Source organism: Kitasatospora sp. NPDC030952 (genome assembly GCF_055571335.1).
On record NZ_JBVIFM010000010.1, the window covers coordinates 183733 to 207561 of the forward strand.

General features: G+C 72.8%; 19 protein-coding genes. 14 read left to right on the forward strand and 5 right to left on the reverse strand.

Features of this window, described 5'->3' with window-relative positions:
• Positions 1-165: 165 nt before the first annotated feature.
• Together ACZ47G_RS19600 and ACZ47G_RS19605 are read right to left on the reverse strand one after the other, a co-directional pair.
• A complete protein-coding gene (locus ACZ47G_RS19600) occupies positions 166-2163 on the reverse strand; it encodes an aldehyde dehydrogenase family protein (RefSeq protein WP_465744252.1) in 1998 nt (665 codons plus the stop codon).
• A 79-nt stretch (positions 2164-2242) separates the two neighbouring features.
• Positions 2243-3742 carry an MFS transporter gene (locus ACZ47G_RS19605; protein ID WP_465744254.1) on the reverse strand — a complete coding sequence of 500 codons (1500 nt, stop codon included), beginning with the start codon at positions 3740-3742 and terminating at the stop codon, positions 2243-2245.
• 151 nt (positions 3743-3893) lie between these two features.
• Here ACZ47G_RS19605 and ACZ47G_RS19610 point away from each other — a divergent pair, with 151 nt between their 5' ends.
• The 9 genes from ACZ47G_RS19610 to ACZ47G_RS19650 all read left to right on the forward strand — a co-directional run bounded on the left by ACZ47G_RS19610 (position 3894) and on the right by ACZ47G_RS19650 (position 14287).
• Positions 3894-4349: a MarR family winged helix-turn-helix transcriptional regulator gene (locus ACZ47G_RS19610; protein ID WP_465744256.1), complete on the forward strand. Its 456-nt coding sequence runs from the start codon at positions 3894-3896 to the stop codon at positions 4347-4349.
• Between the two features lie 355 nt (positions 4350-4704).
• A complete protein-coding gene (locus ACZ47G_RS19615; RefSeq protein ID WP_465744258.1) occupies positions 4705-5895 on the forward strand; it encodes an ROK family transcriptional regulator in 1191 nt (396 codons plus the stop codon).
• A 163-nt stretch (positions 5896-6058) separates the two neighbouring features.
• The gene (locus tag ACZ47G_RS19620) at positions 6059-7405 is read left to right on the forward strand and encodes an ABC transporter substrate-binding protein (RefSeq protein ID WP_465744416.1); all 1347 of its coding nucleotides are present in this window, start codon (positions 6059-6061) and stop codon (positions 7403-7405) included.
• A 24-nt stretch (positions 7406-7429) separates the two neighbouring features.
• Positions 7430-8428, forward strand: a complete 999-nt coding sequence (locus tag ACZ47G_RS19625) for a carbohydrate ABC transporter permease (RefSeq protein WP_465744260.1) — start codon at positions 7430-7432, stop codon at positions 8426-8428.
• 45 nt (positions 8429-8473) lie between these two features.
• Entirely contained in the window at positions 8474-9373 is a 900-nt protein-coding gene (locus ACZ47G_RS19630; RefSeq protein ID WP_465744262.1) for a carbohydrate ABC transporter permease, read from the forward strand.
• The gene (locus tag ACZ47G_RS19635) at positions 9373-10671 is read left to right on the forward strand and encodes a 6-phospho-beta-glucosidase (RefSeq protein WP_465744264.1); all 1299 of its coding nucleotides are present in this window, start codon (positions 9373-9375) and stop codon (positions 10669-10671) included. The genes ACZ47G_RS19630 and ACZ47G_RS19635 overlap by 1 nt, the downstream gene beginning before the upstream one ends.
• A gap of 273 nt (positions 10672-10944) precedes the next feature.
• Positions 10945-11964 (forward strand): N-acetylglucosamine kinase, encoded by a 1020-nt coding sequence (locus tag ACZ47G_RS19640; RefSeq protein WP_465744266.1) that lies wholly within the window; start codon positions 10945-10947, stop codon positions 11962-11964.
• A 147-nt stretch (positions 11965-12111) separates the two neighbouring features.
• On the forward strand, positions 12112-12780 hold the full coding sequence (locus ACZ47G_RS19645) for a hypothetical protein (protein ID WP_465744268.1): 669 nt from the start codon (positions 12112-12114) through the stop codon (positions 12778-12780).
• Between the two features lie 403 nt (positions 12781-13183).
• Complete coding sequence (locus ACZ47G_RS19650) at positions 13184-14287, forward strand: hypothetical protein (protein WP_465744270.1); 1104 nt, start codon at positions 13184-13186, stop codon at positions 14285-14287.
• Positions 14288-14484: 197 nt separating this feature from the next.
• Here ACZ47G_RS19650 and ACZ47G_RS19655 read toward each other — a convergent pair whose 3' ends face one another.
• Positions 14485-15141, reverse strand: a complete 657-nt coding sequence (locus tag ACZ47G_RS19655) for a response regulator (protein ID WP_465744272.1) — start codon at positions 15139-15141, stop codon at positions 14485-14487.
• A complete protein-coding gene (locus ACZ47G_RS19660) occupies positions 15138-16499 on the reverse strand; it encodes a sensor histidine kinase (RefSeq protein WP_465744274.1) in 1362 nt (453 codons plus the stop codon). The genes ACZ47G_RS19655 and ACZ47G_RS19660 overlap by 4 nt, the downstream gene beginning before the upstream one ends.
• 134 nt (positions 16500-16633) lie before the next feature.
• On the opposite strand from ACZ47G_RS19660, the gene ACZ47G_RS19665 reads away from it, so the two are divergent.
• Positions 16634-17545: an ABC transporter ATP-binding protein gene (locus ACZ47G_RS19665; RefSeq protein WP_465744276.1), complete on the forward strand. Its 912-nt coding sequence runs from the start codon at positions 16634-16636 to the stop codon at positions 17543-17545.
• Entirely contained in the window at positions 17542-18402 is an 861-nt protein-coding gene (locus ACZ47G_RS19670; RefSeq protein ID WP_465744278.1) for an ABC transporter permease, read from the forward strand. The genes ACZ47G_RS19665 and ACZ47G_RS19670 overlap by 4 nt, the downstream gene beginning before the upstream one ends.
• Positions 18403-18523: 121 nt before the next feature.
• On the opposite strand, the gene ACZ47G_RS19675 is transcribed toward ACZ47G_RS19670, so the two are convergent.
• On the reverse strand, positions 18524-19285 hold the full coding sequence (locus ACZ47G_RS19675) for a tyrosine-protein phosphatase (RefSeq protein WP_465744280.1): 762 nt from the start codon (positions 19283-19285) through the stop codon (positions 18524-18526).
• Between the two features lie 250 nt (positions 19286-19535).
• On the opposite strand from ACZ47G_RS19675, the gene ACZ47G_RS19680 reads away from it, so the two are divergent.
• From ACZ47G_RS19680 to ACZ47G_RS19690, 3 genes are all read left to right on the forward strand, one after another.
• On the forward strand, positions 19536-20663 hold the full coding sequence (locus tag ACZ47G_RS19680) for a PucR family transcriptional regulator (RefSeq protein WP_465744282.1): 1128 nt from the start codon (positions 19536-19538) through the stop codon (positions 20661-20663).
• Between the two features lie 290 nt (positions 20664-20953).
• The gene (locus tag ACZ47G_RS19685) at positions 20954-21733 is read left to right on the forward strand and encodes a hypothetical protein (RefSeq protein ID WP_465744284.1); all 780 of its coding nucleotides are present in this window, start codon (positions 20954-20956) and stop codon (positions 21731-21733) included.
• A 65-nt stretch (positions 21734-21798) separates the two neighbouring features.
• Positions 21799-23820, forward strand: coding sequence for a flotillin family protein (locus tag ACZ47G_RS19690; protein WP_465744286.1), 2022 nt, complete (start codon positions 21799-21801; stop codon positions 23818-23820).
• The last annotated feature ends 9 nt before the right edge of the window (positions 23821-23829 follow it).

The window sequence follows — 23829 nt, forward strand, 5'->3', positions numbered from 1 at the left end:
CCGGCTCGGCCCTCGCGGGGCCGAACCGGGCCGGGTGGCGCCGGGCCGGGTGGCGCCGGGCCGGGTGGCGCCGGGCCGGGTGGCGCCGGGCCGGGTGGCGCCAGGCCGGGCAGGATGCGGGCCGGGCAGGATGCGGGCCGGGCCGGGTGGCGCCGTCGGCGGCGGTCAGCCCAGGGGCTTGTCCAGGACCGCCTTGGTGTGGCTGAACGTGTCGATCGAGTACTTCCCGTGGTAGCGGCCCATGCCGCTCTCGCCGACCCCGCCGAAGGGCAGCTCGGGGACGGCCAGGTGGGACACGGTCAGGCCGAAGACGAGGCCGCCGGAGGAGGTTTCCCGGGCCAGGCGCTGCTTGGTCCGCTCGGAGTCGGTGAAGGCGTACAGGGCGAGCGGCTTGTCCCGCTCGTTGATGAAGGCGATCGCCGCGTCGAGGTCGGGCACGGTGACGATCGGCAGGATCGGGCCGAAGATCTCCGCCTGCATCACGGGTGCCTCGGGGGAGACGTCGGCGAGGACCGTCGGGGCGAGGTAGCGGGCGGAGCGGTCGTGGCCGCCGCCGGTGACGGCCCGTCCGTCGCCCAGCAGCGCGGTGAGCCGGTCGTGGTGGCGCTCGTTGACGATCCGTCCGTACTCGGGGCTGCTCGCCGGGTCCTCGCCGTACAGCGCGCCCACCGCGGTGGCCAGTTCGGCTTCGAGCGCGGTGGCGGTGTCGCCGATGGCGAGGACGTAGTCGGGGGCGACACAGGTCTGCCCGGCGTTCTGGAACTTGCCGCGGGCGATCCGCTGCGCGGTGACCGCCAGGTCGGCGCCGGGCTCGACCACCGCGGGGCTCTTGCCACCGAGCTCCAGGGTGACCGGGGTGAGGTGCTTGGCGGCAGCGGCCATGACGATCCGCCCGACCGTGCCGTTGCCGGTGTAGAAGATGTGGTCGAAGCGCTGCTCCAGCAGTGCGGTGGTCTCCGCCACGGCGCCCTCGACGACGGCCACGGTCTCCCGGTCGAGGTAGCGCGGCAGCAGCCGGGCCATCGCCGCGGAGGTCGCCGGGGTCAGCTCGCTGGGCTTGACCACGGCGGTGTTGCCGGCCGCCAGCGCGCCCACCAGCGGGGCGAGGGCGAGCTGCAGCGGGTAGTTCCACGGGGCGATGACCAGCACGACGCCCAGCGGGTCACGGACCACGCGGGCCTCGGCGGGCAGGAACGCGGCCGGGACGGCGGCGGGCGCCGGGGCCAGCCACTCCTCCAGATGGGCCACCGTGTGGTCGATCTCGTTGACGGTGAACCCGATCTCGCCCCGGTACGCCTCGGCCGCGCTCTTGCCCAGGTCGGCCCGGAGTGCGGCCAGGAACTCCTCGGACTGCTCGGTGAGCAGCGCGCGCAGGGCGCCCAGCTGGGCGAGGCGCCAGGCGAGCGGCCTCGTCCGGCCGGTGTCGAAGGTGCTCCGCAGCCGCGCCACCACGGTGGCCGGGTCGGTGGAGACGGCGTCGACCAACGTACGGGCCAGAGCGGCGGAGGAGCTCGGGTTCTGGCCGGTGTAGAGGTTGCGGTCGATGACCGTGTGCGGCGTGAACGGCGCGGTCTCGGCGAAGTCGGCGCCCAGCTCGACCAGGCGGTCCTGGAGCAGCCACTCGGCCTTGGCGGCGAGCCCGACGGCGCTCTCCTCGGCGTTGGTGAAGCCGGTCATCCGGTAGCCGGCGAACGGCCAGCTGCCGTCCTCGCGGCGGGCGGCGAGCAGCGCGGCGGGAGCGTGGCAGACGACGCCCAGCGGCTTGCCCGAGTCCAGGGTGCGGGTGAGGATCCGGCCGGAGACTTCGTCCACCGCGAGGTCCTCCATCGGGCCGTGCCCGCCCGGGTAGAAGACCAGGTCGTACGCGTCGGGGTCGATCCGGGACAGCTCGACCGGGCTCCGGAGCGCGTCGCCGATCGAGGCGAGGTAGGCGGTGAGGCGGTCGGCCTGCTCCTGGCCGCCGTTGACCTCGGCGGCCAGGCTGCCCCGGTCGACGGTGGCGGGGGCGCCGCCGGGGGTGGCGACGGTGATCCGGTAGCCCGCCTCGCTGAAGATCCGGTGGGGCTCGGCGAGTTCCTCGGCCCAGAAGCCGGTGGGGTGCTCGGTGCCGTCGGCCAGGGTCCAGTGGGTGGCGCCGGTGACGACGAAGAGGACGGAAGTCATGTGGTGCTCCGGGAGGGAAGACGACGGTCGGTCAGTCGGTCAGTCGGTCAGGCGGTCAGGCGGTCAGTCGGTCAGTCGGTCAGGAGTGGGAGGGCGCCGCTTCGGGGGCCTCGGCCGGCGCGGGGGTCTCGGCCGGCGCGGGGGCGGCGGCGAGCGGCCGGTGGTGCCTGCTGAGCCCGGCCCAGGCGACCGCCGCGGCCAGCAGCAGCGCCACGGCGGCCAGGACGAAGCTGACCGTGAACTGGCTCTCGGCGGGGAGCGCCGCGCCGATCGCCGGGTAATCGATCACCTTGGAGGCGAGCAGCGAGGTCACCACGGCGCTGGCGATCGAGCTGCCGACCGACCGGGAGATGGAGTTGATGCCGTTGGCGATGCCGGTCTGGTGCAGCGGCACGCTGGCCGCGATCAGCGCGGGCATCGCGGCGTAGCCGAAGGAGATCGCGATGCCGGTGAGCATGCCGGCCGTGATCACCGAGCCCTCGGCGCCGTGGCCGAAGGCGAGCCAGGCGAAGCCCGCGACGCCGATCAGCGCGCCCACCCCGAGGGTGGAGCGGGCGCCGATCCGGCGGACCAGCCGGCCGCCGACCGGGGCCGCCGCCAGCGCGATCAGGGCGCTGGGCAGCAGGTACTCGACGGAGGCCCGCAGCACCGAGGCGGTGAAGCCGTAGCCGGTGAGCCGTCCGGGCATCTGGACCAGGTACGAGATGCCGATGAACTGCGCGAAGGAGGCGAAGCCGACGAAGAGTCCGGCCAGGTTGGTGAAGAGCACCTGGCGGTGGACGAACATCCGCATGTCCACCAGCGGGTTGGCCACCCGCCGCTCGACCAGCACCCAGAGCGCGGCGACCACGACGGACCCGCCCAGCGAGCCCAGCGTGCGGGCGGAGGACCAGCCCCACTCGTGGCCCTGGGAGATGCCGAGCAGCAGCAGGACCAGGAAGACGGCCAGGGTGAGGGCGCCCAGGACGTCGATCCGGCCCCCGGCGGGCGAACCGCCGTGCGGGACGACGAACGCGACGGCGGCCAGGGCGAGGACGGTCAGCGCGGTGGAGAACCAGAAGACCAGGTGGTAGTCGGGGTGGGCGCCCTGGGTGAGCAGCCCGGTGGCCACCAGCGAGAGGCCGCTGCCGAACGCCAGCGTGCCGCTGACCAGCGCCATCGCGCCGTGCAGCTTCTCGTGCGGCACTTCGTCGCGGATCACCGAGAGGGCGAGCGGGAAGATCGCGGTGGCGGAGCCCTGGAGGACCCGGCCGACGATCAGGAGGGCCAGCGAGGTGGTGGTGGCGGCGATCACCGAGCCGACCACCATCACGCCGAGCACCGCGAGCAGCGTGCGCTTCTTGCCGTACTGGTCGCCGACCCGGCCCAGCAGCGGGGTGAAGACGGCCGCCGAGAGCAGCGCGGCGGTCGTCACCCAGCTGACGCCGGCGGCGCCGGTGTGCAGGTCCTTCTGCAGCAGCGCGAGGATCGGGACGACCTGGGTCTGCGCCATCGCCACCACCATCGCGGCCAGGCCGAGCGCCATGATCAGGGGGGTGCTGCCGCGTTTCGGCGGGCCGACAGCAGGGGCGTGGCTCATCAGGGGGGTCCTTCCGGGGAGGGCCCGCCGCGCGGAGGTGCGGGACCGGGCCTGAGGCTTGAAGACCTAGATAGTTGATGTCATCAAGCAATAGGTCGAAGGTAGACCTGAATGATTGAGGATGTCAAGCAATCTCGCTTACACTCGAGTCATGCAGCAGCCCGCCGGCCCGTCCACGTCCGCCCCCATGGGCACCCCCACGTCCGTCCAGCTCATGGACCAGCTGGCGCGGGCCGCTGCGGCCTACTACCGGAACTTCGCCGCGATGGCGGCCGAGCGCGGCCTCACCCTGATGCAGGGCAAGACGCTCAGCCTGCTCCGGGAGCCGAGGCCCATGCGCACCCTCGCCGACCTGCTCGCCTGCGACGCCTCCAACGTCACCGGGATCGTCGACCGCCTGGAGGCCCGCGGGCTGGTCCGCCGCGAGGTCGACCCGGCCGACCGGCGGGTCAAGAACGTGCTGCTGACCGAGGAGGGCGAGGAGACCGTCCGCCGGATCCGCGCCGACATGATGTCGGGCCTCACCGGGCTGGAACAGCTGGACGACGAGGACCGCCACGCCCTCCAGGCCCTGCTGGCCCGGGTCTTCTCCGAGCCGACCGGCTGACCGGCCCTGCCCATTCGGCGAATCCGCCACAGCAGTGCAGGTGGGTTGACCAGCGGCTTTTCCGTCATGTGCGCAGGAAGTCGGCCAGGCCGACTTCCTGCACAGGGGCCTGACGTTTTTCTCCTCCCGTTTCTCTTCCTGGGGGCTCTTTCGGGGGCCGGGCGAGCGTGAGCCCGGCCCCCCTTGCGTGGGGGCGGGGGCCTTCGGGGGTCTGCGGGGGCCGGTAACGCTTCGGCATCCTCCGGGGGGCCGGCCATTGACACTCCGCTGACGGGGACCGTACGGTCCTGTGGCAAGCGACTGGAAAGTTTCCTAACAGTTCCGGTCCATCAGTCGGGAGGGGAGGATTCCGGGCATGACCAAGAGCACCGCCAAGGCTCCCCTCGCCGGCACCCCCAGTCTGTTGCGCGCGATCAACGACCGCGCCGCGCTCGAACTGCTGTTGGAGAACGGGCCGCTGTCCCGCACTCAGATCGGCAGCCTGACCGGGCTGTCCAAGCCCACCGCCTCGCAGTTGCTGTCCCGGCTGGAGACGGCCGGGCTGGTGGTGCCGGTGGGCACCACGGAGGGTGGGCCGGGGCCCAACGCGCAGCTGTACCAGGTGAATCCGGCCGCCGGGTACGTCGCCGGGGTGGACGTCACCACCAGTGGGGTCCGGGTCGCCGTCGCCGACATCACCGGTGGCACGCTCGTCGAGCACAGCGTGTCCAGCAAGGGCGTCCCGGCGGCCGGGATGGTGGCGCACGTGGCCGCGGTCGTCGGCGAGGCGGTGCGCGCCGCCGGGCTGTCGGAGGGGAGCCTGCGGACCGTCGCGATCGGGGTCGGCGGCGCTCCGGACCCGGTGACCGGGAAGCTGCGCTACGCCTCCCACCTGCCCGGCTGGCACTCCCCCCGGCTGGTGGAGGAACTGACCGCCGCGATCGGCGCGCCGGTGTCGATCGAGAACGACGTGAACCTGGCCGCGGTCGCCGAGCAGGCCTCCGGTGCGGCGGCCGGCTTCGAGGACTTCGTCCTGCTCTGGGCCGAGTCGGGGGTCGGCGCCGCGGTCGTGATCGCCGGGCGGCTGCACCGGGGCTTCACCGGCGGTGCCGGGGAGGTCGGGTACATGCCGGTACCGGGCTCACCGGTCCAGTGGGACGCCCGGCGCCGCAAGTTCGGCGGCTTCCAGGACCAGGTCGGTGCCGTCGCCGTCCGGGCCCTGGCCCGTGGGCACGGGCTCGGCGCGCCCACTGCCGAGGAGTCGGTCGCCAAGGCCCTGGAGACCCCGGGCGCCGGTGACGCGTTCCTCACCGAACTCGCCGGACGGCTCGCCGTCGGGCTGTCCGTGATCGTCGCCGTGATCGACCCCCAGTTGGTGGTCCTCTCCGGCGCGGTCCCGAGCGCGGGCGGCGAACGTCTGCGCGCGCTCGTCGCGGACGAACTGGCCCGGGTCTGCCACGCCCGGCCGGAGATCCGCAGCAGTGCCCTGCCCGGCTCGCCCGTCCTCCTCGGTGCCCTGCAGCGCGCCCTCTCGGACGCCCGCGAGGCGGTCTTCTCCACCTACTGAGCCACCCGATGATCCGCCACTGATCCGCCCACTGCTCCGCCCACTGCTCCACCCACTGACGCTCCCCCTGTCACCTGCACCCACCTCTCCCCCAACCCCTACGCGGGCCCCGAGGCAATGACGCCTGCCCGCGCACCCCCAGGAGGACCTCGAAGTGCACCCCATCACCTCCCGCAGAGGCCGCCGCACGGTCGCCGCCGTCGCCGGCAGCGCCGTCCTGGCCCTGCTCGCCTCCGCCTGCACCGGTTCCAGCGAGTCGGGCGGCAGCGACGACTCCGCCAGTGGCAAGGACGTCACCATCACCTTCTGGCACGGCTGGAGCCAGGACAACGAGGTGAAGGCGATCAACGACACCATCGCCGCCTTCGAGAAGGCCCACCCCAACATCCACGTCAAGCCGGTCGGCAACGTCGCGGACGACAAGGTCAACCAGGCCCTGCGGGCCGGCGGCGACGACGCCCCGGACGTGGTCTCCTCCTTCACCACCAACAACGTCGGCATGTTCTGCTCGACCAAGGCGTTCATCGACCTCAAGCCCCAGCTGCAGAAGAGCGGCATCGACGCGGCCAAGACCTTCCCGGCCGCGATGCTCGACTACACCCAGTTCCAGGGCAACCAGTGCTCGCTGCCGCTGCTCGGCGACGCGTACGGGCTGTACTACAACAAGAAGGCCTTCGCCGCGGCCGGCATCACGGCCCCGCCGAAGACCTTCAGCGAGTTCGCCGCGGACGCCAAGGCGCTGACCGTCGCCGACGGCGACTCGTACAAGCAGCTCGGCTTCATGCCGCTGTACCACGGCTACGAGTCCACCACCGAGCACTTCCTCGGCCAGTACGGCGCCACCTACTTCGGCGCCGACGGCAAGTCGAACCTCGCCGCCGACCCGAAGGTCGCCGCGATGCTCGACTGGCAGAAGGGCATGGTCGACCAGCTCGGCGGCTACGCCAAGCTGGACAAGTACCGCGCCACCTTCGGCGAGGAGTTCAGCGCCAAGAACCCCTTCCACACCGGCCAGGTCGCGATGGCCATCGACGGCGAGTGGCGCACCGCCTCGCTCGCCGAGAACAAGCCCGACTTCGACTGGGCCACCGCGCCCTTCCCGGTGCCGGACGACCAGGCCGCCAGCTACGGCCGCGGCTACCAGACCGGCACCATCGTCGGCATCGCGAGCACCAGCAAGAAGCAGGCCGCGGCCTGGGAGTTCGTCAAGTTCCTGACCACCGACACCGACGCGGTGGTCAACTTCGCCAACGCGATCCACAACGTGCCCAGCACCTTCGACGCGCTCAACTCGCCGAAGCTGGTCAGCGACCCCAACTTCAAGACCTTCCTGGACGTCGCCAAGAACCCGAACTCCGGCACCACCCCGGCCAGCGTCAACGGCGGAGGGTACATCGTCTCGCTGCAGAACCTCGGCTACGACTACGAGTCCGGCAAGCAGACCGACCTGAAGGCCGGACTGGCCGCCACCGCCAAGCAGATCGACACCGACATCGCCCAGGCGAAGTAGCGGCGACGGCCCTCGGAGCTCCCCATGTCACTCGCGTTCGGCACCCGCAAGGGCGCCGGGACGGCCGACCCGGCGGCGCCCTCCACGCAGCACCTGCTGCGCCGGAAGCGCCGCCGGGAGGCGGCCCGCACCCTCGCCTTCCTCTCCCCCTGGCTGATCGGCTTCAGCGTCTTCTTCGTCTACCCGCTGATCTCCACCGCCTACTTCTCCTTCACCCAGTACAACGGCTTCGGCGCGCCGACCTTCAACGGCCTGAAGAACTGGGACTACGTCCTCAACCAGCTGCCGACCTTCTGGCAGGGCCTGCGCAACACCCTGTGGCTGGTGCTGATCATGGTGACCCTGCGGGTCGCCTTCGGCCTCGGCATCGGGCTGCTGATCACCAAGGTCAAGACCGGGGCCGGCTTCTTCCGCACGGTCTTCTACCTGCCGTACCTGGCCCCGCCGGTGGCCGCCACGGTGGCCTTCGCCTTCCTGCTCAACCCCGGCACCGGGCCGCTCAACCACCTGCTCGGCGAGCTGGGGCTGCCCCAGCCCGGCTGGTTCGCCGACCCGAGCTGGTCCAAGCCCGCGCTCACCCTGCTCGCCATGTGGGGCATCGGCGACCTGATGGTCATCTTCATGGCCTCGCTGCTGGACGTCCCCAAGGAGCAGTACGAGGCGGCCGAGCTGGACGGTGCCGGCCCGTTCCAGCGGTTCCGGTACGTCACGCTGCCGAACATCTCCCCGATCATCATGTTCGCGGTGGTCACCGGGGTCATCCAGACCATGCAGTACTACACCCAGGCGATCGTGGCCGGGAAGGTCGCCAGCGGCATCGCCGGCAACTCCGGCCAGCAGTTCGAGCCCGGCTACCCGCAGGGTTCCACCTGGACCCTGCCGCAGATGGTCTACAACCTCGGCTTCCAGCGCTTCAACTACGGCGCGGCCTGCGTCGTCGCCCTGGTGCTGTTCGCCATCTCGATGGCCGTCACCTCGATCCTGCTCCGCCGCAAGTCCGGCTTCATGGCCAGCGACGACTAGACGAGCGACGACTAGCGGATCGATGAGGACGATGAGGACTCCGTCATGACTCTCAGCTCCACCCTGACCAAGCCGCCGGCCCGTACCGCCACCGGCACCGCCGCCGCCCGGACCGCCCGGCGCCGCGCGCTGCTCAACTGGGTGGCCGTGCACTCGCTGGCCATCGCCGCCGCGCTGTTCTTCCTGCTGCCCTTCGTCTTCGTCTTCCTCACTTCGGTGATGAACGACCAGCAGGCACTCACCACCGACTACTGGCCCACCTCCTGGAACTGGGGCAACTACACCCAGGTCTGGGACACCCCCGGCTTCCTCACCTGGTGGCGCAACACCCTGGTGTACGCGGGCGCCGGCACCCTGCTGACCGTCGTCTCCAGCCTGCCGGTCGCCTACGCCCTCGCCAAGTTCCGCTTCCGCGGCCGCAACCTGGCCCTGATGGCGGTCATCGCGATGATGATGCTGCCGCCGCAGGTCACCGTCATCCCGATGTACCTGTTCTGGGCCAAGCAGATGGGCCTCGGCGGCTCGCTCTGGCCGCTGATCATCCCGATGGCCTTCGGCGACGCGTTCTCGATCTTCCTGCTGCGCCAGTTCCTGATGACCATCCCCAAGGAGTACCTCGAAGCCGCCCGGATCGACGGCTGCGGCGACCTGCGCACCCTGCTGCGGGTCGTGCTGCCGATGGCCAAGCCGGCCATCGCCGCCGTCGCCCTGTTCCAGTTCTTCTACTGCTGGAACGACTACTTCGGCCCGCAGATCTACGCCAGCAACAACCACGAGGCCTGGACGCTCAGTTACGGCCTGGAGTCGTTCAAGGCCGCCCACCACACCAACTGGAACCTCACCATGGCCGCCACCCTGCTGGTGATGGCGCCGGTGATCATCCTCTTCTTCTTCGCGCAGAAGGCCTTCATCGAAGGCGTGACACTGACAGGGGTCAAGGGCTGATGTCCTCCGTTACCAGTCTCAAGTTGGCCATCGTCGGCGGAGGTTCGACGTACACACCGGAACTGATCGACGGCTTCGCCCGGCTGCGCGACAGCCTGCCGATCGGCGAACTGGTGCTGATCGACCCGGCCGCCGAGCGGCTGGAGCTGGTCGGCGGCCTCGCCCGGCGGATCTTCGCCAAGCAGGGGCACCCGGCGGTGGTCACCGTCACCACCGACCTGGTGGCCGGCATCGCCGACGCCGACGCCGTCCTGCTCCAGCTGCGGGTCGGCGGCCAGGCCGCGCGCAACCAGGACGAGACCTGGCCGCTGGAGTGCGGCTGCGTCGGCCAGGAGACCACCGGCGCGGGCGGGCTCGCCAAGGCGCTGCGCACCGTCCCGGTGGTGCTGGACATCGCCGAGCAGGTCCGGCGGACCAACCCGGACGCCTGGATCGTCGACTTCACCAACCCGGTCGGCATCGTCACCCGCGCCCTGCAGGACGCCGGGCACAAGGCCGTCGGACTGTGCAACGTCGCCATCGGCTTCCAGCGCAAGTTCGCCGCCCACCTGGGGGTGGCCCCGGAGCTGGTCCGGCTGGACCACGTCGGGCTCAACCACCTCACCTGGGAACGCGGGGTGACCCTGCTCGACTCCCCCGGCGCGGCCGGCGGGCGGGAGGTGCTGCCGGAGCTGCTCGCCTCGCACGGCAAGGAGATCGCCGACGACCTCCACCTGCCGCAGGCCCTCGTGCAGCGGCTCGGCGTGGTGCCCTCCTACTACCTGCGGTACTTCTACCAGCACGACGCGGTCGTCGAGGAGCTCAAGGCGCAGGGCTCGCGGGCCGCGCAGGTCGCCGAGATCGAGCGGCAGCTGCTGGAGCTGTACGCCGACCCCACGCTGGACACCAAGCCCGAGCTGCTCGGGCAGCGCGGCGGGGCCTTCTACTCGGAGGCCGCCGTCCAGCTGATCGCCTCCCTGCTCGGGACCGGCGGCGGGACGTCCGTCCAGGTGGTGAACACCCGCAACGACGGGGTGCTGCCGTTCCTGCCGGACGACGCCGTCATCGAGGTGCCGGCCGAGGTCGACGCCCGGGGCGTACGGCCGCTGCCGCAGCGGCCGGTCGAACCGCTGTACGCCGGACTCATCGCCGCCGTCACCTCGTACGAGCACCTCGCCCTCGACGCCGCCCTGCGCGGCGGACGCGACCGGGTCTTCGACGCCCTGCTCGCCCACCCGCTGGTCGGCCAGATCGAACTCGCCGACCGGCTCACGGACCGGCTGCTCGCCCACAACCGCGAGCACCTCGCCTGGGCCTAGGCGGACCCGGGCCCTAGGGCCTGTCTTCGAACTCCCGTCGTTCGCCCGGAGGGCGGGCGGGGCGGCGTTGGGGTGCGTGCATCGCAAGGCGGAGGAGGAAGCCCAATGCAGCGCATTGGCGACCGACGACAACGCGGCGAGGTGCGTGCCCCGGCGGCGGCCCGCAGACGGGAGTTCGAAGACGGGCCCTAGCGCCCTAGCCGGGCCCTCTGGGAGGGCCCGGCCCCCGGCCGGGGCTTGCGGCCGGGCCACGTACGAGCCGCGGGGACCTGAATGACCCACCAGCCCGAACCACTCCTGTCCGGCGTCCTCGCCATCGACGCGGGCAACTCCAAGACCGACGTCGCCCTGATCGGCGCCGACGGCACCGTCCGCGGCACCGCCCGCGGCGGCGGCTTCGCCCCCCAGAAGATCGGCGGCGCCGCCGCCGTGGCCGGCCTCGCCCCACTGGTCGAGCAAGCCGCCGCGGCGGCCGGCCTCCCCGCCGCCGGCGGCGTGCTCACCAGCCACGTCAGCGCCTGCCTGGCCAACGCCGACCTGCCGGTCGAGGAGGAGGCGCTGCGCGCCGCCCTCGAATCGCACCCCTGGGGCCTCAGCAACACCGTCGTCAACGACACCTTCGGCCTGCTGCGGGCCGGCACCGACGGCCCGCGCGGGGTCGCGGTGGTCTGCGGCGCCGGGATCAACTGCGTGGGCCTGCTGCCGGACGGGCGCACCGCCCGCTTCCCCGCCCTGGGCGAACTCACCGGCGACTGGGGCGGCGGCTCCGGACTCGCCATCACCAGCATGTGGCACGCGGTGCGCGCGGAGGACGGGCGGGGCGGGCCGACCGGCCTGGCCCGCGCCATCGCCGAACACTTCGGCCTGCCCAGCGCCGGCGCCGTCGCCGAGGCCGTCCACCTCGGGCACCTGCCGGGCACCCGGCTGCACGAGATCGTCCGGGTGCTGTTCGCGGTCGCGGGCGAGAGGGACGCCGTCGCCCTGGAGTTGATCGACCGCCAGGCCGACGAGATCGTCCGGCTGGCCGCCGTCGCCCTCGGCCGGCTGGACCTGCTGGGCTCGCCGACCCCGGTGGTGCTCGGCGGCGGGGTGCTCGCCTCCCGGCAGCCGCTGCTGCTCGACAACGTGACGGCGCGACTGGCGGAGGCCGCGCCGCTGGCCGAGCCGCGGGTGGTCGTCGCGCCGCCGGTGCTGGGCGCGGCGCTGCTCGGGCTCGACCACCTGGGCGTGGGCGCGGACGCGCAGGCCCGGGTGCGCGAGGCGTACGAGGCGCAGCGGCCGGTCGCCGTCTGACGGCCCGTCCACCGCAGGCCTCTCGCTCCCCCTGAGACCTCCCGCCCCTGCCGGATCCGCACATCCGGCGGGGGCGGGAACCGTGCGGCGCGCACCGCTCGTGTACCCGGGTACCGACCACCACCGCCACCCGGGGAGACTTGTGCCATGGCCGTGCCCCGCATCCTCCTCGCCGCCGCCGTGCTGACCGGCACCGCCCTCGTCGGCCTCACCGGCTGCACGCCCGCCGACTCCCGGCCGACGGTCGCCGCCGCCTCCTCGGCCGCGGCCCTCGCCGACGACGGCCTGGACGACCCGCTGCTCGACGACGATGACGACTTCGCCGACGACGGGACGTACCCCACCGCGGGTACCGTCGCCGCGCCCTCCGACGCCGACCCCTCGGCCGCCGACCCCTCGGGCACCGGCCCCTCGGGCACCGGCCCCGCCGCCGCCGACCCCTCCGCCGATCCGGAGTGCACCGCCCCGGCGCCGGACCCCGGCCACCAGGTGCTGATCGTGGTCGCCGCCGGCCCCGCCGAACTCACCGCCCAGCCCGCCCGCTTCGCCTGCACCCCGCCGCGCTACGAGGCCACCGGCTCCCCCGTCCACTACGGCTTCGCCGCCGCCGGCGTCACCGCCACCCTGGTCGACCGCCCGCACCGGGACTCCGCCAAGCCCGTCCGGCTCGACGACCTGGTCACCCACCTCAACGACTGCCTCGCCGAGCGCGACCCCGCCGACCCGTACGCCTGCGACGGCAACGCCTACGACGTGGTGCTGGACTCCCACGGGCGGATCATGCGGATCGCCGAGATCGAGACCCCGACGGCGTGAACCGCTGACCGGTCGCGGAACGGGCGGCGGCGGCGCACGGCCGCCGCGGCCCATGCGGTAGCGGGCCATACGGTGTAGAACCTCCCCTCAACTGTTGAGATTCGCCTGCGCTACGCGCATCAACGAGTCGCCAGCTGGGGGCTTTTGGCGTTCTATACGTTTTCCGGGGCCGCCCTTGGCGTTGGTCTTACTCTTGCCCTCGTTGACCCGGTTTCAGCTGCTCTGGTTTGCTTCGGACCCCGACGGCGAACCGGTCCCCCATCCCCGCTTCGCTGACTGTTCATGACGAACGGTCGGCGACCTCCGGCCTGCCGTCGTCGCTCCTCCCCAGTCGTCCCCCCACAGTGTCGCCGCGCCCTACCGGTGCGCGGTCGGCATGCAGAGAGGAACCCTCACGATGGGCATGTCCCCCACCTCCCGCCGGACGCGGGTCCGGGCCCTGACCGGGCTCAGCGCGCTGGCGCTGGCCGCCACCGGATTCGCCGCCGCTCCGGCCGCCCAAGCCGACCAGCCGGGCAGCGAGTTCGCCGGCAACTCCCACCCGTACCGGCACGGCACCGTTCCCACCAAGGAGGCCGCCGCGCACGCCAATGCGAACTCCGCCGCCACCGCCCGCACGACGAACCTGAAGTTCGGCGGCGGGGTCGACGGCATCGGCGTCACCACCGGCGCCCCGAAGGTCTACGTCGTCATCTGGGGCTCCCAGTGGGGCACCGCGGGCACCGACGCCAACGGCTACACCACGATGTCCGGCGACCCGTCCGGCGAGGCCGTCCGCGCCCAGCAGCTGTACAAGGGCCTGGGCACCAACAGCGAGCTCTGGTCCGGCGTCCTGACCCAGTACTGCCAGGGCGTCTCCACCGGTTCCACCACCTGCGGATCGACCGCCGCGCACGTCGGCTACCCGACCGGCGGCGCGCTGGCCGGCGTCTGGGTGGACGAGTCCGCCGCCGCCCCCGGCCAGGCCACCGGCAACCAGATCGCCGCCGAGGCCGTGAAGGCCGCCGGACACTTCGGCAACACCACCGCGGCCGCCAACCGCAACGCGCAGTACGTGGTGCTCTCGCCGACCGGGACCCACCCGGACGGCTTCAACACCACCGGCGGCAACTTCTGCGCCTGGCACGACTGGAACGGCGACACCACGCTGACCGGCGGCGCGGCTCCCTCGCCGTACGGTGACATCGCGTTCAGCAACGACCCGTACGTGACCGACATGGGCAGCTCCTGCGGGCAGGGCTACGTCAACAGCGGCAGCGCCGGCACCCTGGACGGCGTGACCATCGTGTACGGCCACGAGTACGCGGAGACCGTCACCGACCAGAACCCGGCCGGGGGTTGGACCGACTCCACCGGCGCCGAGAACGGCGACAAGTGCGCCTGGAAGGGTGTCGGCGGCACCGGCGGTGCGCAGAACGTGGCCTTCTCGACCGGCTCGTTCGCCATGCAGTCGACCTGGTCGAACGTGAACAGCTCCTGCCAGATCTCGCACGCGATCGTCCCCTGAGCACCACCCTCCGACCACCGTTCCCTGAGCAGCGTGGGGCGGCTCGGGGACTGATTGATCCGGCGGATCCGAGGGGACAGAGGGGTCTCGTGCCCTGACGGTCCGTTGCGGGTGGAGGCGCCGGGGCGGGTTGTGCGGACCCGCCCCGGCGCTTCGCGCTGTCCCGGCCGGGCGGTTCTCGGCCCGGGCCGGGGGCCTCAGGACGGTGCGACCAGGCCGAACTCGTAGGCGTGGATGACCAGGTGGACCCGGTCCCGGGCACCCAGCTTGGTGAACAGGCGGGCGACGTGCGCCTTGGCGGTGGCCACGCTGATGGTGAGTTCCTCGGCGATCTCGGTGTTGGACAGGCCGCGGCCGACCAGGGTGAGCACCTCGCGCTCGCGCTCGGTGATGCCCTCGGCGGACTTCCGGGGCCGGCCGGCCGCCTCCGGGCGGGCGGCGAACTCGCCGATCAGGCGGCGGGTGATGGTGGGGGCGAGCAGGGCGTCCCCGGCGGCGACCACCCGCACGCCGTCCAGGATGGTCTCCAGGGCGAGGTCCTTGACCAGGAAGCCGCTCGCCCCGGCGCGCAGCGCGCCGTACACGTAGTCGTCGTCGTCGAAGGTGGTCAGGACGAGGACCTGGGTGGGCAGTTCCGGATCGGCGAGGATCCGGCGGGTGGCCTCGATGCCGTCCATGCCGGGCATCCGGATGTCCATCACGGCGACGTCCGGGCGCAGTCGGCTGACCAGTTCGACGGCCTCGGCGCCGTTGCCGGCCTCGCCGACCACCTCCAGGTCGGGGGCGTCGGCGATCAGCACCCGCAGGCCGGTGCGGATGAGCGGCTGATCGTCGACCAGGACGACGCGGATCACGGTCCCACCTCCAGGGCGGCTGTTGCGGGTACTGCGGGCGTAGTGGATTCGGCGGCTGTTGCGGGTACTGCGGGCGTAGTGGACGTGGCGGACACTACGGGCGCAGTGGATTCGGCGGGCGCGGCGGACACTACGGGCGTAGTGGACTCCGCCGGTGCGGCAGGAACTACGGGCGTAGTGAGTGCCACCGGTGCCGCCGGGATCGGCAGCAGGGCGGCGACCCGGAAGCCGCCCTCGCGGCGCGGGCCGGCGCTGAACTCGCCGTGCAGCAGGGCGACCCGCTCCCGCATGCCGGCCAGGCCGTAGCCGGTGCCGGGGGTGGGGGTGGCCGTGCCCGCGCCCAGGTCGACGACGGTGACGGCGAGCCGTTCCGCGCCGTACTCGACGGTGACGTGGCAGTCCCGGGTTCCGGAGTGCTTGACCACGTTGGTGACCGACTCCTGGACGATCCGGAAGGCGGCGAGGTCCACCTCGGCCGGCAGCGCACGGGCTTCGCCGCGCCGGGTGAGCGCGACCCGCACCCCGGCGCCCGCCGTCCGCTCCACCAGTCGGTCCAACTCGTCCAGCCCGGGGGCGACTTCGAGCGGCGCCGCCTCCCCGTCGCCCTGCCGCAGCGCGCCGAGCATCCGGCGCAGCCCGGCCAGGGTCTCCCGACTGGTGGCCTCGATGGCGTCCAGCGCGTTGCGGGTCTCGGCGGGCTGGGTGTCCATGACCCGGCTGCCCATCCCCGCCTGGATCGCGATGATGCCGATGTTGTGGGCCACCATGTCGTGCAACTCGCGGGCGATGCGCAGCCGTTCGGCGGTGACGGCCTGCTCGGAGGCCCGGCCGCGCAGGGCCTCGGCGTGGGCGCGGCTCTGGCGCACGGTGTTGCCGATCAGCCAGGCGATCAGGACGGTGGCGGCGAGGCCCAGGAAGGCGTACGGGTTCACCACGTGGTCGTTGACGGTGCCCCAGGCGTACATCGTGGCGAGCACGGCCAGCGGCATCGCCACCGCGACCGTCGAGAGCAGGCGGGAGCGAGTGGCCACGCAGTAGCCGACCACCACCTCGGCGATCAGGAACTGCACCGGCGACGTCGCCCCGACCGTCCACATCCCGAGCGCGAAGACGCCGCCCGCCAGCGCCGCCGCGACGGCCGCCAGCGGCAGCCGGACCAGCAGGAAGGCGACCAGGGTGGTGACCACGGCGGTGACCACCAGGGGCATGTCCTCGGTGTTGCCGTCGTAGTCGAAGAGGTGGTGCAACTCGTCGGCCCGGGTGAAGAACCGGAACACCACGATGGCCGTCCAGAACGCCGCCACCCACACGCCCGCGGGCAGGCGCCTGAGCAGGGGCGGGCGGGGTTCGGTGATCATGACGCGATGGTAGCGGCGGGCGCGGTGGCGGCGCATTGGCCCGCGGGAGTAATCCCGGGGGCGGGGGTGGCGGCCCGCGGTTGTGTCCCGCCGCCCGATGCCCGACTACGGCCCCGACCGGCACCGTTGTCCCCGTGATCGAGATCGAGCGACTGACCAAGCGGTACGGCGGCACCACGGCCGTCGACCAGTTGACCTTCACCGTCCGGCCGGGCACCGTCACCGGCTTCCTGGGCCCCAACGGCGCGGGCAAGTCCACCACGCTGCGGATGATCCTGGGCCTCAACACCCCCACCGAGGGCACCGTCACCGTCGACGGCGTGCCCTTCGCCGGCCGGGCGCGCGGCCTGCGGCACGTCGGCGCACTGCTGGACGCGAGCGACGTGCACGGCGGGCGCAGCGCCCGGGCCCACCTGTCGGCGCTGGCCCGCAGCAACCGGATCCCGCTCGGGCGGGTGGACGAGGTGCTCGCCGAGGTCGGCCTCGGCAAGGCCGCGGGGCGGCGGATCGGCGGCTACTCGCTGGGCATGAAGCAGCGCCTGGGCATCGCCGGCGCCCTGCTCGGCGACCCGCCCGTCCTCCTCTTCGACGAGCCGCTGAACGGGCTGGACCCGGAGGGCGTGCTCTGGGTGCGCGGGCTGTTCCGCCGGCTCGCCGACGAGGGCCGTACCGTCTTCGTCTCCAGCCACATGATGGCCGAGATGGAGCACACCGCGGACCGGCTGGTGGTGATCGGCCGCGGCCGGCTGATCGCCGACGAGTCCCTGGTCGAGTTCTCGGCCCGCCACGCGGAGTCGAGCGTGGCCGTCCGGGCGCCGGAACTCCCCCGGCTGGCCGAGGCCCTGCGCGCCGAGGGGGCCGAAGTCGGCTTGGTGGAGCCGCAGTTCGGCATCGTCACCGGGATGGCCGTCGAACGGATCGGTGAACTGGCCCTGCGGGAGGGGCTGGTGCTGCACGAGCTGGCCGCCCGGACGTCGTCCCTGGAGTCGGCGTTCATGTCCCTGACCGCCGACAGCGTCGAGTACCTGGCTGGAGAGACCCGATGAGCACCATGACCATGATCCGGACCGAGGCCGCCCGCGCCACCGACCCGGCGCCCCGGTTCACCGACCTGCTCGCCGCCGAGTGGATCAAACTGCGCTCACTGCGCTCGACGTACTGGGTGCTGGCGCTGGCCTCGCTGACGGCGATCGTGATCAACCTGAACGCCGTCCACAGCGACCTGACGTACATCGACCACCCGCCGGCCCCGATGCCCGGCTTCCCCCCCTACCGGTACGACGCCCTGTACCACAGCCTCAGCTTCATCGCCTGCGATCTGATGGCCGTCGCGGCCGGCAGCCTCGGGGCGATCACCGTGTTCGGCGAGTACACCACCGGCATGATCCGCACCACCTTCGCCGCCGTGCCCGACCGGCGCGGGGTGATCGGCGCCAAGGTGCTGCTGATCGGTGGGATCACCGCGCTGGCCGGGGCGGTGGTGTCGACGGTGTCCTTCTTCGCCTGCAACGCCATGCTGGCCTCCCGGCACGTCGGGCTCTCCATCACCGAAGGGGTCAGCCTGCGGGCCGTCCTCGGCTACGCGGCGATCGTGCCGGTCTGCGCGCTGATCGGCATGGCGCTGGGCGCGGTGCTGCGGCACGCCACCGCCTCGATCGTCTCCCTGGTGATGCTGTTCTTCATCCTGCCGCTGATGTTCGGCGGGGACCGCTACCGCTGGCTGCACGAGATCGGCGCCCACCTGCCGATGGAGACCGCGAACCGGCTGACCTACAACCCCGACTCCTCGACCACGATCAGCAAGTGGGCACCGAGCGTGCTGGACTCGTGGATCACCATGGGCGTGTGGGCGGTTGTGGCGATGGCGGTGACGGTGACCGTGGTCCGCCGACGGGACGTGTGAGGCCTCCCGCACCCGCTGCCCGCCGAGCCGCCACCCGGTCTCGGCGGGCAGCGGGTGCGGGCGTTTCGGGCGTTCGGGTGCTCCGGGCGTTCGGGCGGGCGCGCGGGGCGGCGGGACCGGCTCAGGCCGTGGTGACCGCCGCCTTGGTGCGGAAGGCCCCGAGGGTGGCGGCCGGGACGCCGCAGGCGGGGAGGAAGGCCTCGGCGCCGCCGTGGCGGGAGCGGACCTGGCCGAGGAAGACGGTCATCGCCTCAGCGGGAGCCTCCAGCAGCGGGGCGGGGATGGTGAGGGTGCGGCCGTCGGAGTCGGTGACGCGGGTGGTGCCCTGGCCGTTGAGGGCGGTGCGGTGGCGCTCGGCGAGGTTGGCGAAGATCTGCGGGAGGGCGTCGGTGGTGCGGGCGTAGTCGGCGACGATGCGCTCGGCGGGGACGCCGAGGAGGTCGAGGAGCAGCGCGGTGAGCAGGCCGGTGCGGTCCTTGCCGGCGGCGCAGTGCAGCAGGACGGCGCCGGGGCGGGTGGCGGCCTCGACGGCGGCGGCGACGGCCTCGGGGGCGGACTCGGCGAGCAGCAGGTAGAACTCGCCGAGGTCGGCGGCGGTGGTCATGGTCGCCATGCGGGCGGTGAGGACGTCGGTGGCCGGGTTCACCGGGGCGGCGACCACGGCTATGCCCGCGGCCTCGGCGGCGGCCCAGTCGTCGGGGCGCGTCTCCCGGGGGTCGCGCAGGTCGACGACGGTGCGGATGTCGCAGGAGCGCAGCTGGGCGACGACGGCCTCGTCGGCGGCCGGGTAGGGCTGGGCAGAGCGGTACAGCACACCGGGGCGGATCCGCAGGCCCTCGGGGTCGCTCAGGACGGCGGGATCGCGGAAGTTGACCAGGGACATGCGGGTGGCCTTTCGGGGGGAGCCGCGCCGGGCGGAGCAGGACGTCCAACAGGACATCTAGATGTCTAACGCCTCACCGGGGTGCCGGGCAAGCCACGGCCTCCCGCGGCGCCCCTTCCATCCTCCGCCCCCACCCCGCCGGGGCACCTCGGAACGGCGGACCGGGGCCGCGCGCGGGGCCCCCGACCGTAAGGATCCTGATAAGGTTCACCGCCGAAAATCCAGGCCACACGGGGGTTGGCAGCGCGCGGTGAACGACACCAACGAGAACGAGCACGAGCACGACATACCCACCGAGCTGGCCGAGGCCTACCTCCACCTGCTCGCCGACGTCTCCCGCACCGGGCGCCTGCTGCGCCGGGACGAGCTGGAGGGCCTGCGCCGGCTGGGCGAGCACTGCGCCGAGGCCGGCTACGGGCTGCGCGAGGTGGTCGCGCACTGCCTGGCGGCGGCCCGGCGGGCCTGGCAGACGCTGCCCGGGACGACCGCCGCCGCCAGCGTCGGCGAGCTGCGCCGGATGGGCGACGCGGTGCTGGCCGCCACCGACGCCGCACTGGCCGCACTGGGCGAGGGGCACGAGCGGTCCCAGCGCCTGGCGGTCCGTCAGGAGGAGGCGGCCAGACGGGAGTTCATCGACGACCTGCTGCACGGCCGCACCGACCTCGGGCTGCTCGCCGAGCGCGCGGAGCGGTTCGGGCTGCGACTGGCGGGCGCGTACACGGTGGCGGTGGCGGTGGGCGAGGAGCCGTTCGCGGACGTCCATCCGCTGGTGCACCGGGTGGAGCGGGAGCTGGCCGGGCGGTTCGGCGAGCGGGACGTCCTGCTGGCCAGCAAGGACGGCCGGCTGGTGTGCATCGCCCCGGACTCCGAGCGGGCCGTGTTGGAGGCCTTCGCGGACCTCACACTGCGCCCCGGCTCCGGCTACCGCCCGGTGCTGCGGGTGGCGACCGGGCGCCGGCACTCGGGCGCCAGCGGGGTGCTGCGCAGCTACGACGAGGCGCTGGACGCCCTGGACTACGCCCGGCGGCTCGGCCTGCCGGGCCGCCTGCTGAAGGCCGAGGAGCTGCTGGTCTTCCCGGTGCTGATGCGCGACCGGGCGGCGATGGCCGACCTGGTGCGCAGCGTGCTCGGCCCGCTGACCGAGGCGCGCGGCGGCGCCCGTCCGCTGCTGGACACCATCGCGGTGCAGGCGGAGGCGGCGTACGTGAACGCGGAGGCGGCGCGCCGGCTGGGGCTGAGCGTGCGCACCCTCGGCTACCGGCTGGAGCGGATCAGGGCGCTCACCGGCTACGACCCGGCGGACGCCCTGCAGCGCTTCACCCTGGAGACGGCGGCGATGGGGGCGCGGCTGCTGAACTGGCCGGAGCAGCCGCTGTAGGCCGCGGCCGGGACGACTGCCGGGAAGGAACGCCGGAAGGGCCGCCGGGAGAGGCCACCGGGAGGGGCGCAGGAGGGCCACCGGAAGGGCCACCGGGAGAGATCGGCAAACCGCGGATGACCCGCCCGGGGCCGTCCTGTTGCCCGGTTGTCGCAATGTCATGGCGAGCGCGCGTACCAGGGTGTCAAAAGGCCGTAAAGATTGCCGGATCCTGGCAATGTGCGGACGCCTCCCCCGCTGCCATGATCTCCCCGGCGCCGACGTGCGGCGCCGTGGGAAGGGCGGGGGGCATGGCCGGGACGGGGGACTTCTTCGCGGCCGCGCTGGCCTTTCCGACGGCGCTGTTCAGCTTCGCGCTGGTGGTGGTCATCGGGTACTGGCTGCTGATGCTGATCGGCGGCCTGGGGTTCGACGCCCTGCACGGGGGGCACGGCGTCGGGCACCACCTGGGTGCCGGGCACGCCGGGCACGTGGGCCCGGTGGGTCACGTCGGACACGGTGCCGGGGGGCACGGTGTCGGGGGGCACGTGGCCCACGGGGCGTCCGGCGGGCACGGTGCCGGCGGGGGGAACGCCCACGACGGTGCCCACGGGGGGCAGGGCACCGGCCACCACGGGGGCGTGCTGGACGCGCTGGGGCTGGGCGGGGTACCCGCGACGGTGGCGGTGTCGCTGCTGGTCGCGCTCGCCTGGTTCGTCAGCCTGGCCGGCACCGTCCTGACCTCGGGGGCACCGGCGCGCGGCGGCGTGTTCGCCGTCGCGCTGGTCGCCTCCTGGGCGGGCACCCGGGTGCTCGTCCGGCCGCTGCGGCGACTGTTCCCGCAGGACCGGCCGATCACCCGGGGGGACTTCGTCGGCCGGGTCTGCGTGATCCGCACCGGCCGGGTAACGGCCGACTTCGGACAGGCCGAGGTGACCGCCGAGGACGGCTCCACCGCGACCGTGCAGGTCCGCACCCCGGACGCCGAGCCGGGATTGACGGCCGGGCGCACCGCGCTGATCTACGACTACGACGCGGACCGCGAGCACTTCCTGGTCGCACCGTTCGACCCGTCCCCACCAGGTCTCTGACGTCACGTCAGTTCTTCTCCGACCACAACCACTTCGCACCACCATCTCCGTCAAAGGACTCCGTGATGGACACCATCGCCGTGGGTTTCGGCGTACTCATCGCCGTCGTGCTCCTCATCCTGCTCGCCGCGCTGCTCTTCGTGGGCCGCCTGTTCCAGAAGGTCGAGCAGGGCAAGGCACTGATCGTCTCCCGGACCAGGAGCGTGGACGTCACCTTCACCGGCGCGATCGTCCTGCCGATCCTGCACAAGGCCGAGCTGATGGACATCACGGCGAAGACGGTGGAGATCCACCGGGCCGGCCGGGACGGCCTGATCTGCCGGGACAACATCCGGGCGGACATCCGGATCTCCTTCTTCGTCCGGGTGAACAAGACCGTCGAGGACGTCGTCAAGGTCGCGCAGTCGATCGGCACCGCCCGGGCCTCCGACCCGCAGGCGATCCAGGACTTCTTCGCGGCGAAGTTCGCCGAGGCGCTGAAGACCGTCGGCAAGCAGCTGGACTTCACCGACCTCTACACCCACCGGCACGAGTTCCGGGACCAGATCATCGCGGTCATCGGCACCGACCTCAACGGCTACACCCTCGAGGACGCGGCCATCGACCACCTCGAACAGACCCCGATGAGCCAGCTGGACAGCGACAACATCCTGGACGCCCAGGGCATCCGCAAGATCACCGAGCTGACCGCGATCGAGCACGTGCGCACCAACGAGTACCAGCGCACCGAGGAGAAGGAGATCACCCGGCAGAACGTGGACGCCCGGGAGACCGTCCTGGAGCTCGAACGCCGCCAGGCCGACGCCGAGATCCGCCAGCGCCGCGAGATCGAGACCCTGCGGGCCAAGGAGGACGCGGTGATCGCCCGGGTGCAGGAGGAGGAGCGGCTCAACGCCCAGACCGCCTTCCTGCGCACCGAGGAACTGCTCGGGGTGCAGCGGGAGAACCAGGCCCGCGAGGTCGCGGTGGCGCAGAAGAACCGCGAGCGGGTGATCGCGGTGGAGAACGAGCGGATCGAGAAGGACCGGCTGCTGGAGGTCGTCGGCCGCGAGCGGGAGACCGAACTCGCCGTCATGGCCAAGCAGAAGGAGGTCGAGTCGCGCCGCCGGGAGGTCGCCGACGTGGTCCGCGAGCGGGTCGCGGTCGACCGCACCGTCGCCGAGCAGGAGGAGGCCGTCAAGACCCTGCGGGCCGTCGAGGAGGCCGAGCGGGTGCGCAAGGCCGTCGTCATCCAGGCCGAGGCGGAGGCGCAGGAGAGGCTCGTCAAGGACATCAAGGCCGCCGAGGCCGCCGAGCAGGCCGCCTCGCACAAGGCCCGCGAGTCGCTGGTGCTGGCCGAGGCCCGGCAGCAGGCCGCCGAGCTGGACGCCGCCGCCAAGGTCAAGCTGGCCGAGGGCGTCCGGGCGGAGGCCGCCGCCGAGGGGCTGGCCCGGGTCCAGGTGCGGGAGCAGGAGGCCGCGGCGGTGGAGAAGGTCGGCCGCGCCGAGGCCGTCGTCCAGGCCGAGAAGGCCAAGGCGGCCGCGCTGGAGGTCGGCGCCAAGCTGAAGGCGGAGGCCGAGGGCCTGACCGAGAAGGCCGCGGCGATGGCCAAGCTGGACGAGGCCTCGCGCGGGCACGAGGAGTACCGGCTGCGGCTGGCCGCCGAGAAGGACGTCCGGCTCGCCGGGCTGGAGACGCAGCGGCAGATCGCCGAGGCCCAGGCCGCGCTGGTCGCGACCGGACTGGAGAAGGCGAAGATCGACATCGTCGGCGGCGACTCGGTGTTCTTCGACAAGCTGGTGCGGTCGGTGACGGCCGGCAAGAGCGTGGACGCCTTCGTCGGCCACTCGCAGACCGCCCAGGCCCTGGCCGGGCCCTGGCTGGACGGCCGGGCCGGCTTCACCGAGGACCTCACCCGGGTGCTGTCCTCGGTGTCCACCGCGGACGTGCAGAACCTCACGGTGTCCGCGCTGCTGCTCAAGCTGATCGGCGGCGGCGGCGAGCAGGCCGGGCAGCTGCGCCAACTGCTGGACTCCGCCAAGAAGCTGGGGATCGCCGAGACCCCGATCGGGGCGCTGGCCGGCGCCTCCCTGAACGGCAGCAAGTAGCCACCCGCC

Coding starts and splice junctions, on each gene's coding strand:
- ACZ47G_RS19600 (WP_465744252.1), bottom strand. CDS start 2,163: ATGACTTCCGTCCTCTTCGTCGTCACCGGCGCCACCCACTGGACCCTG.
- ACZ47G_RS19605 (WP_465744254.1), bottom strand. CDS start 3,742: ATGAGCCACGCCCCTGCTGTCGGCCCGCCGAAACGCGGCAGCACCCCC.
- ACZ47G_RS19610 (WP_465744256.1), top strand. CDS start 3,894: ATGCAGCAGCCCGCCGGCCCGTCCACGTCCGCCCCCATGGGCACCCCC.
- ACZ47G_RS19615 (WP_465744258.1), top strand. CDS start 4,705: ATGACCAAGAGCACCGCCAAGGCTCCCCTCGCCGGCACCCCCAGTCTG.
- ACZ47G_RS19625 (WP_465744260.1), top strand. CDS start 7,430: ATGTCACTCGCGTTCGGCACCCGCAAGGGCGCCGGGACGGCCGACCCG.
- ACZ47G_RS19630 (WP_465744262.1), top strand. CDS start 8,474: ATGACTCTCAGCTCCACCCTGACCAAGCCGCCGGCCCGTACCGCCACC.
- ACZ47G_RS19635 (WP_465744264.1), top strand. CDS start 9,373: ATGTCCTCCGTTACCAGTCTCAAGTTGGCCATCGTCGGCGGAGGTTCG.
- ACZ47G_RS19640 (WP_465744266.1), top strand. CDS start 10,945: ATGACCCACCAGCCCGAACCACTCCTGTCCGGCGTCCTCGCCATCGAC.
- ACZ47G_RS19645 (WP_465744268.1), top strand. CDS start 12,112: ATGGCCGTGCCCCGCATCCTCCTCGCCGCCGCCGTGCTGACCGGCACC.
- ACZ47G_RS19650 (WP_465744270.1), top strand. CDS start 13,184: ATGTCCCCCACCTCCCGCCGGACGCGGGTCCGGGCCCTGACCGGGCTC.
- ACZ47G_RS19660 (WP_465744274.1), bottom strand. CDS start 16,499: ATGATCACCGAACCCCGCCCGCCCCTGCTCAGGCGCCTGCCCGCGGGC.
- ACZ47G_RS19670 (WP_465744278.1), top strand. CDS start 17,542: ATGAGCACCATGACCATGATCCGGACCGAGGCCGCCCGCGCCACCGAC.
- ACZ47G_RS19675 (WP_465744280.1), bottom strand. CDS start 19,285: ATGTCCCTGGTCAACTTCCGCGATCCCGCCGTCCTGAGCGACCCCGAG.
- ACZ47G_RS19685 (WP_465744284.1), top strand. CDS start 20,954: ATGGCCGGGACGGGGGACTTCTTCGCGGCCGCGCTGGCCTTTCCGACG.
- ACZ47G_RS19690 (WP_465744286.1), top strand. CDS start 21,799: ATGGACACCATCGCCGTGGGTTTCGGCGTACTCATCGCCGTCGTGCTC.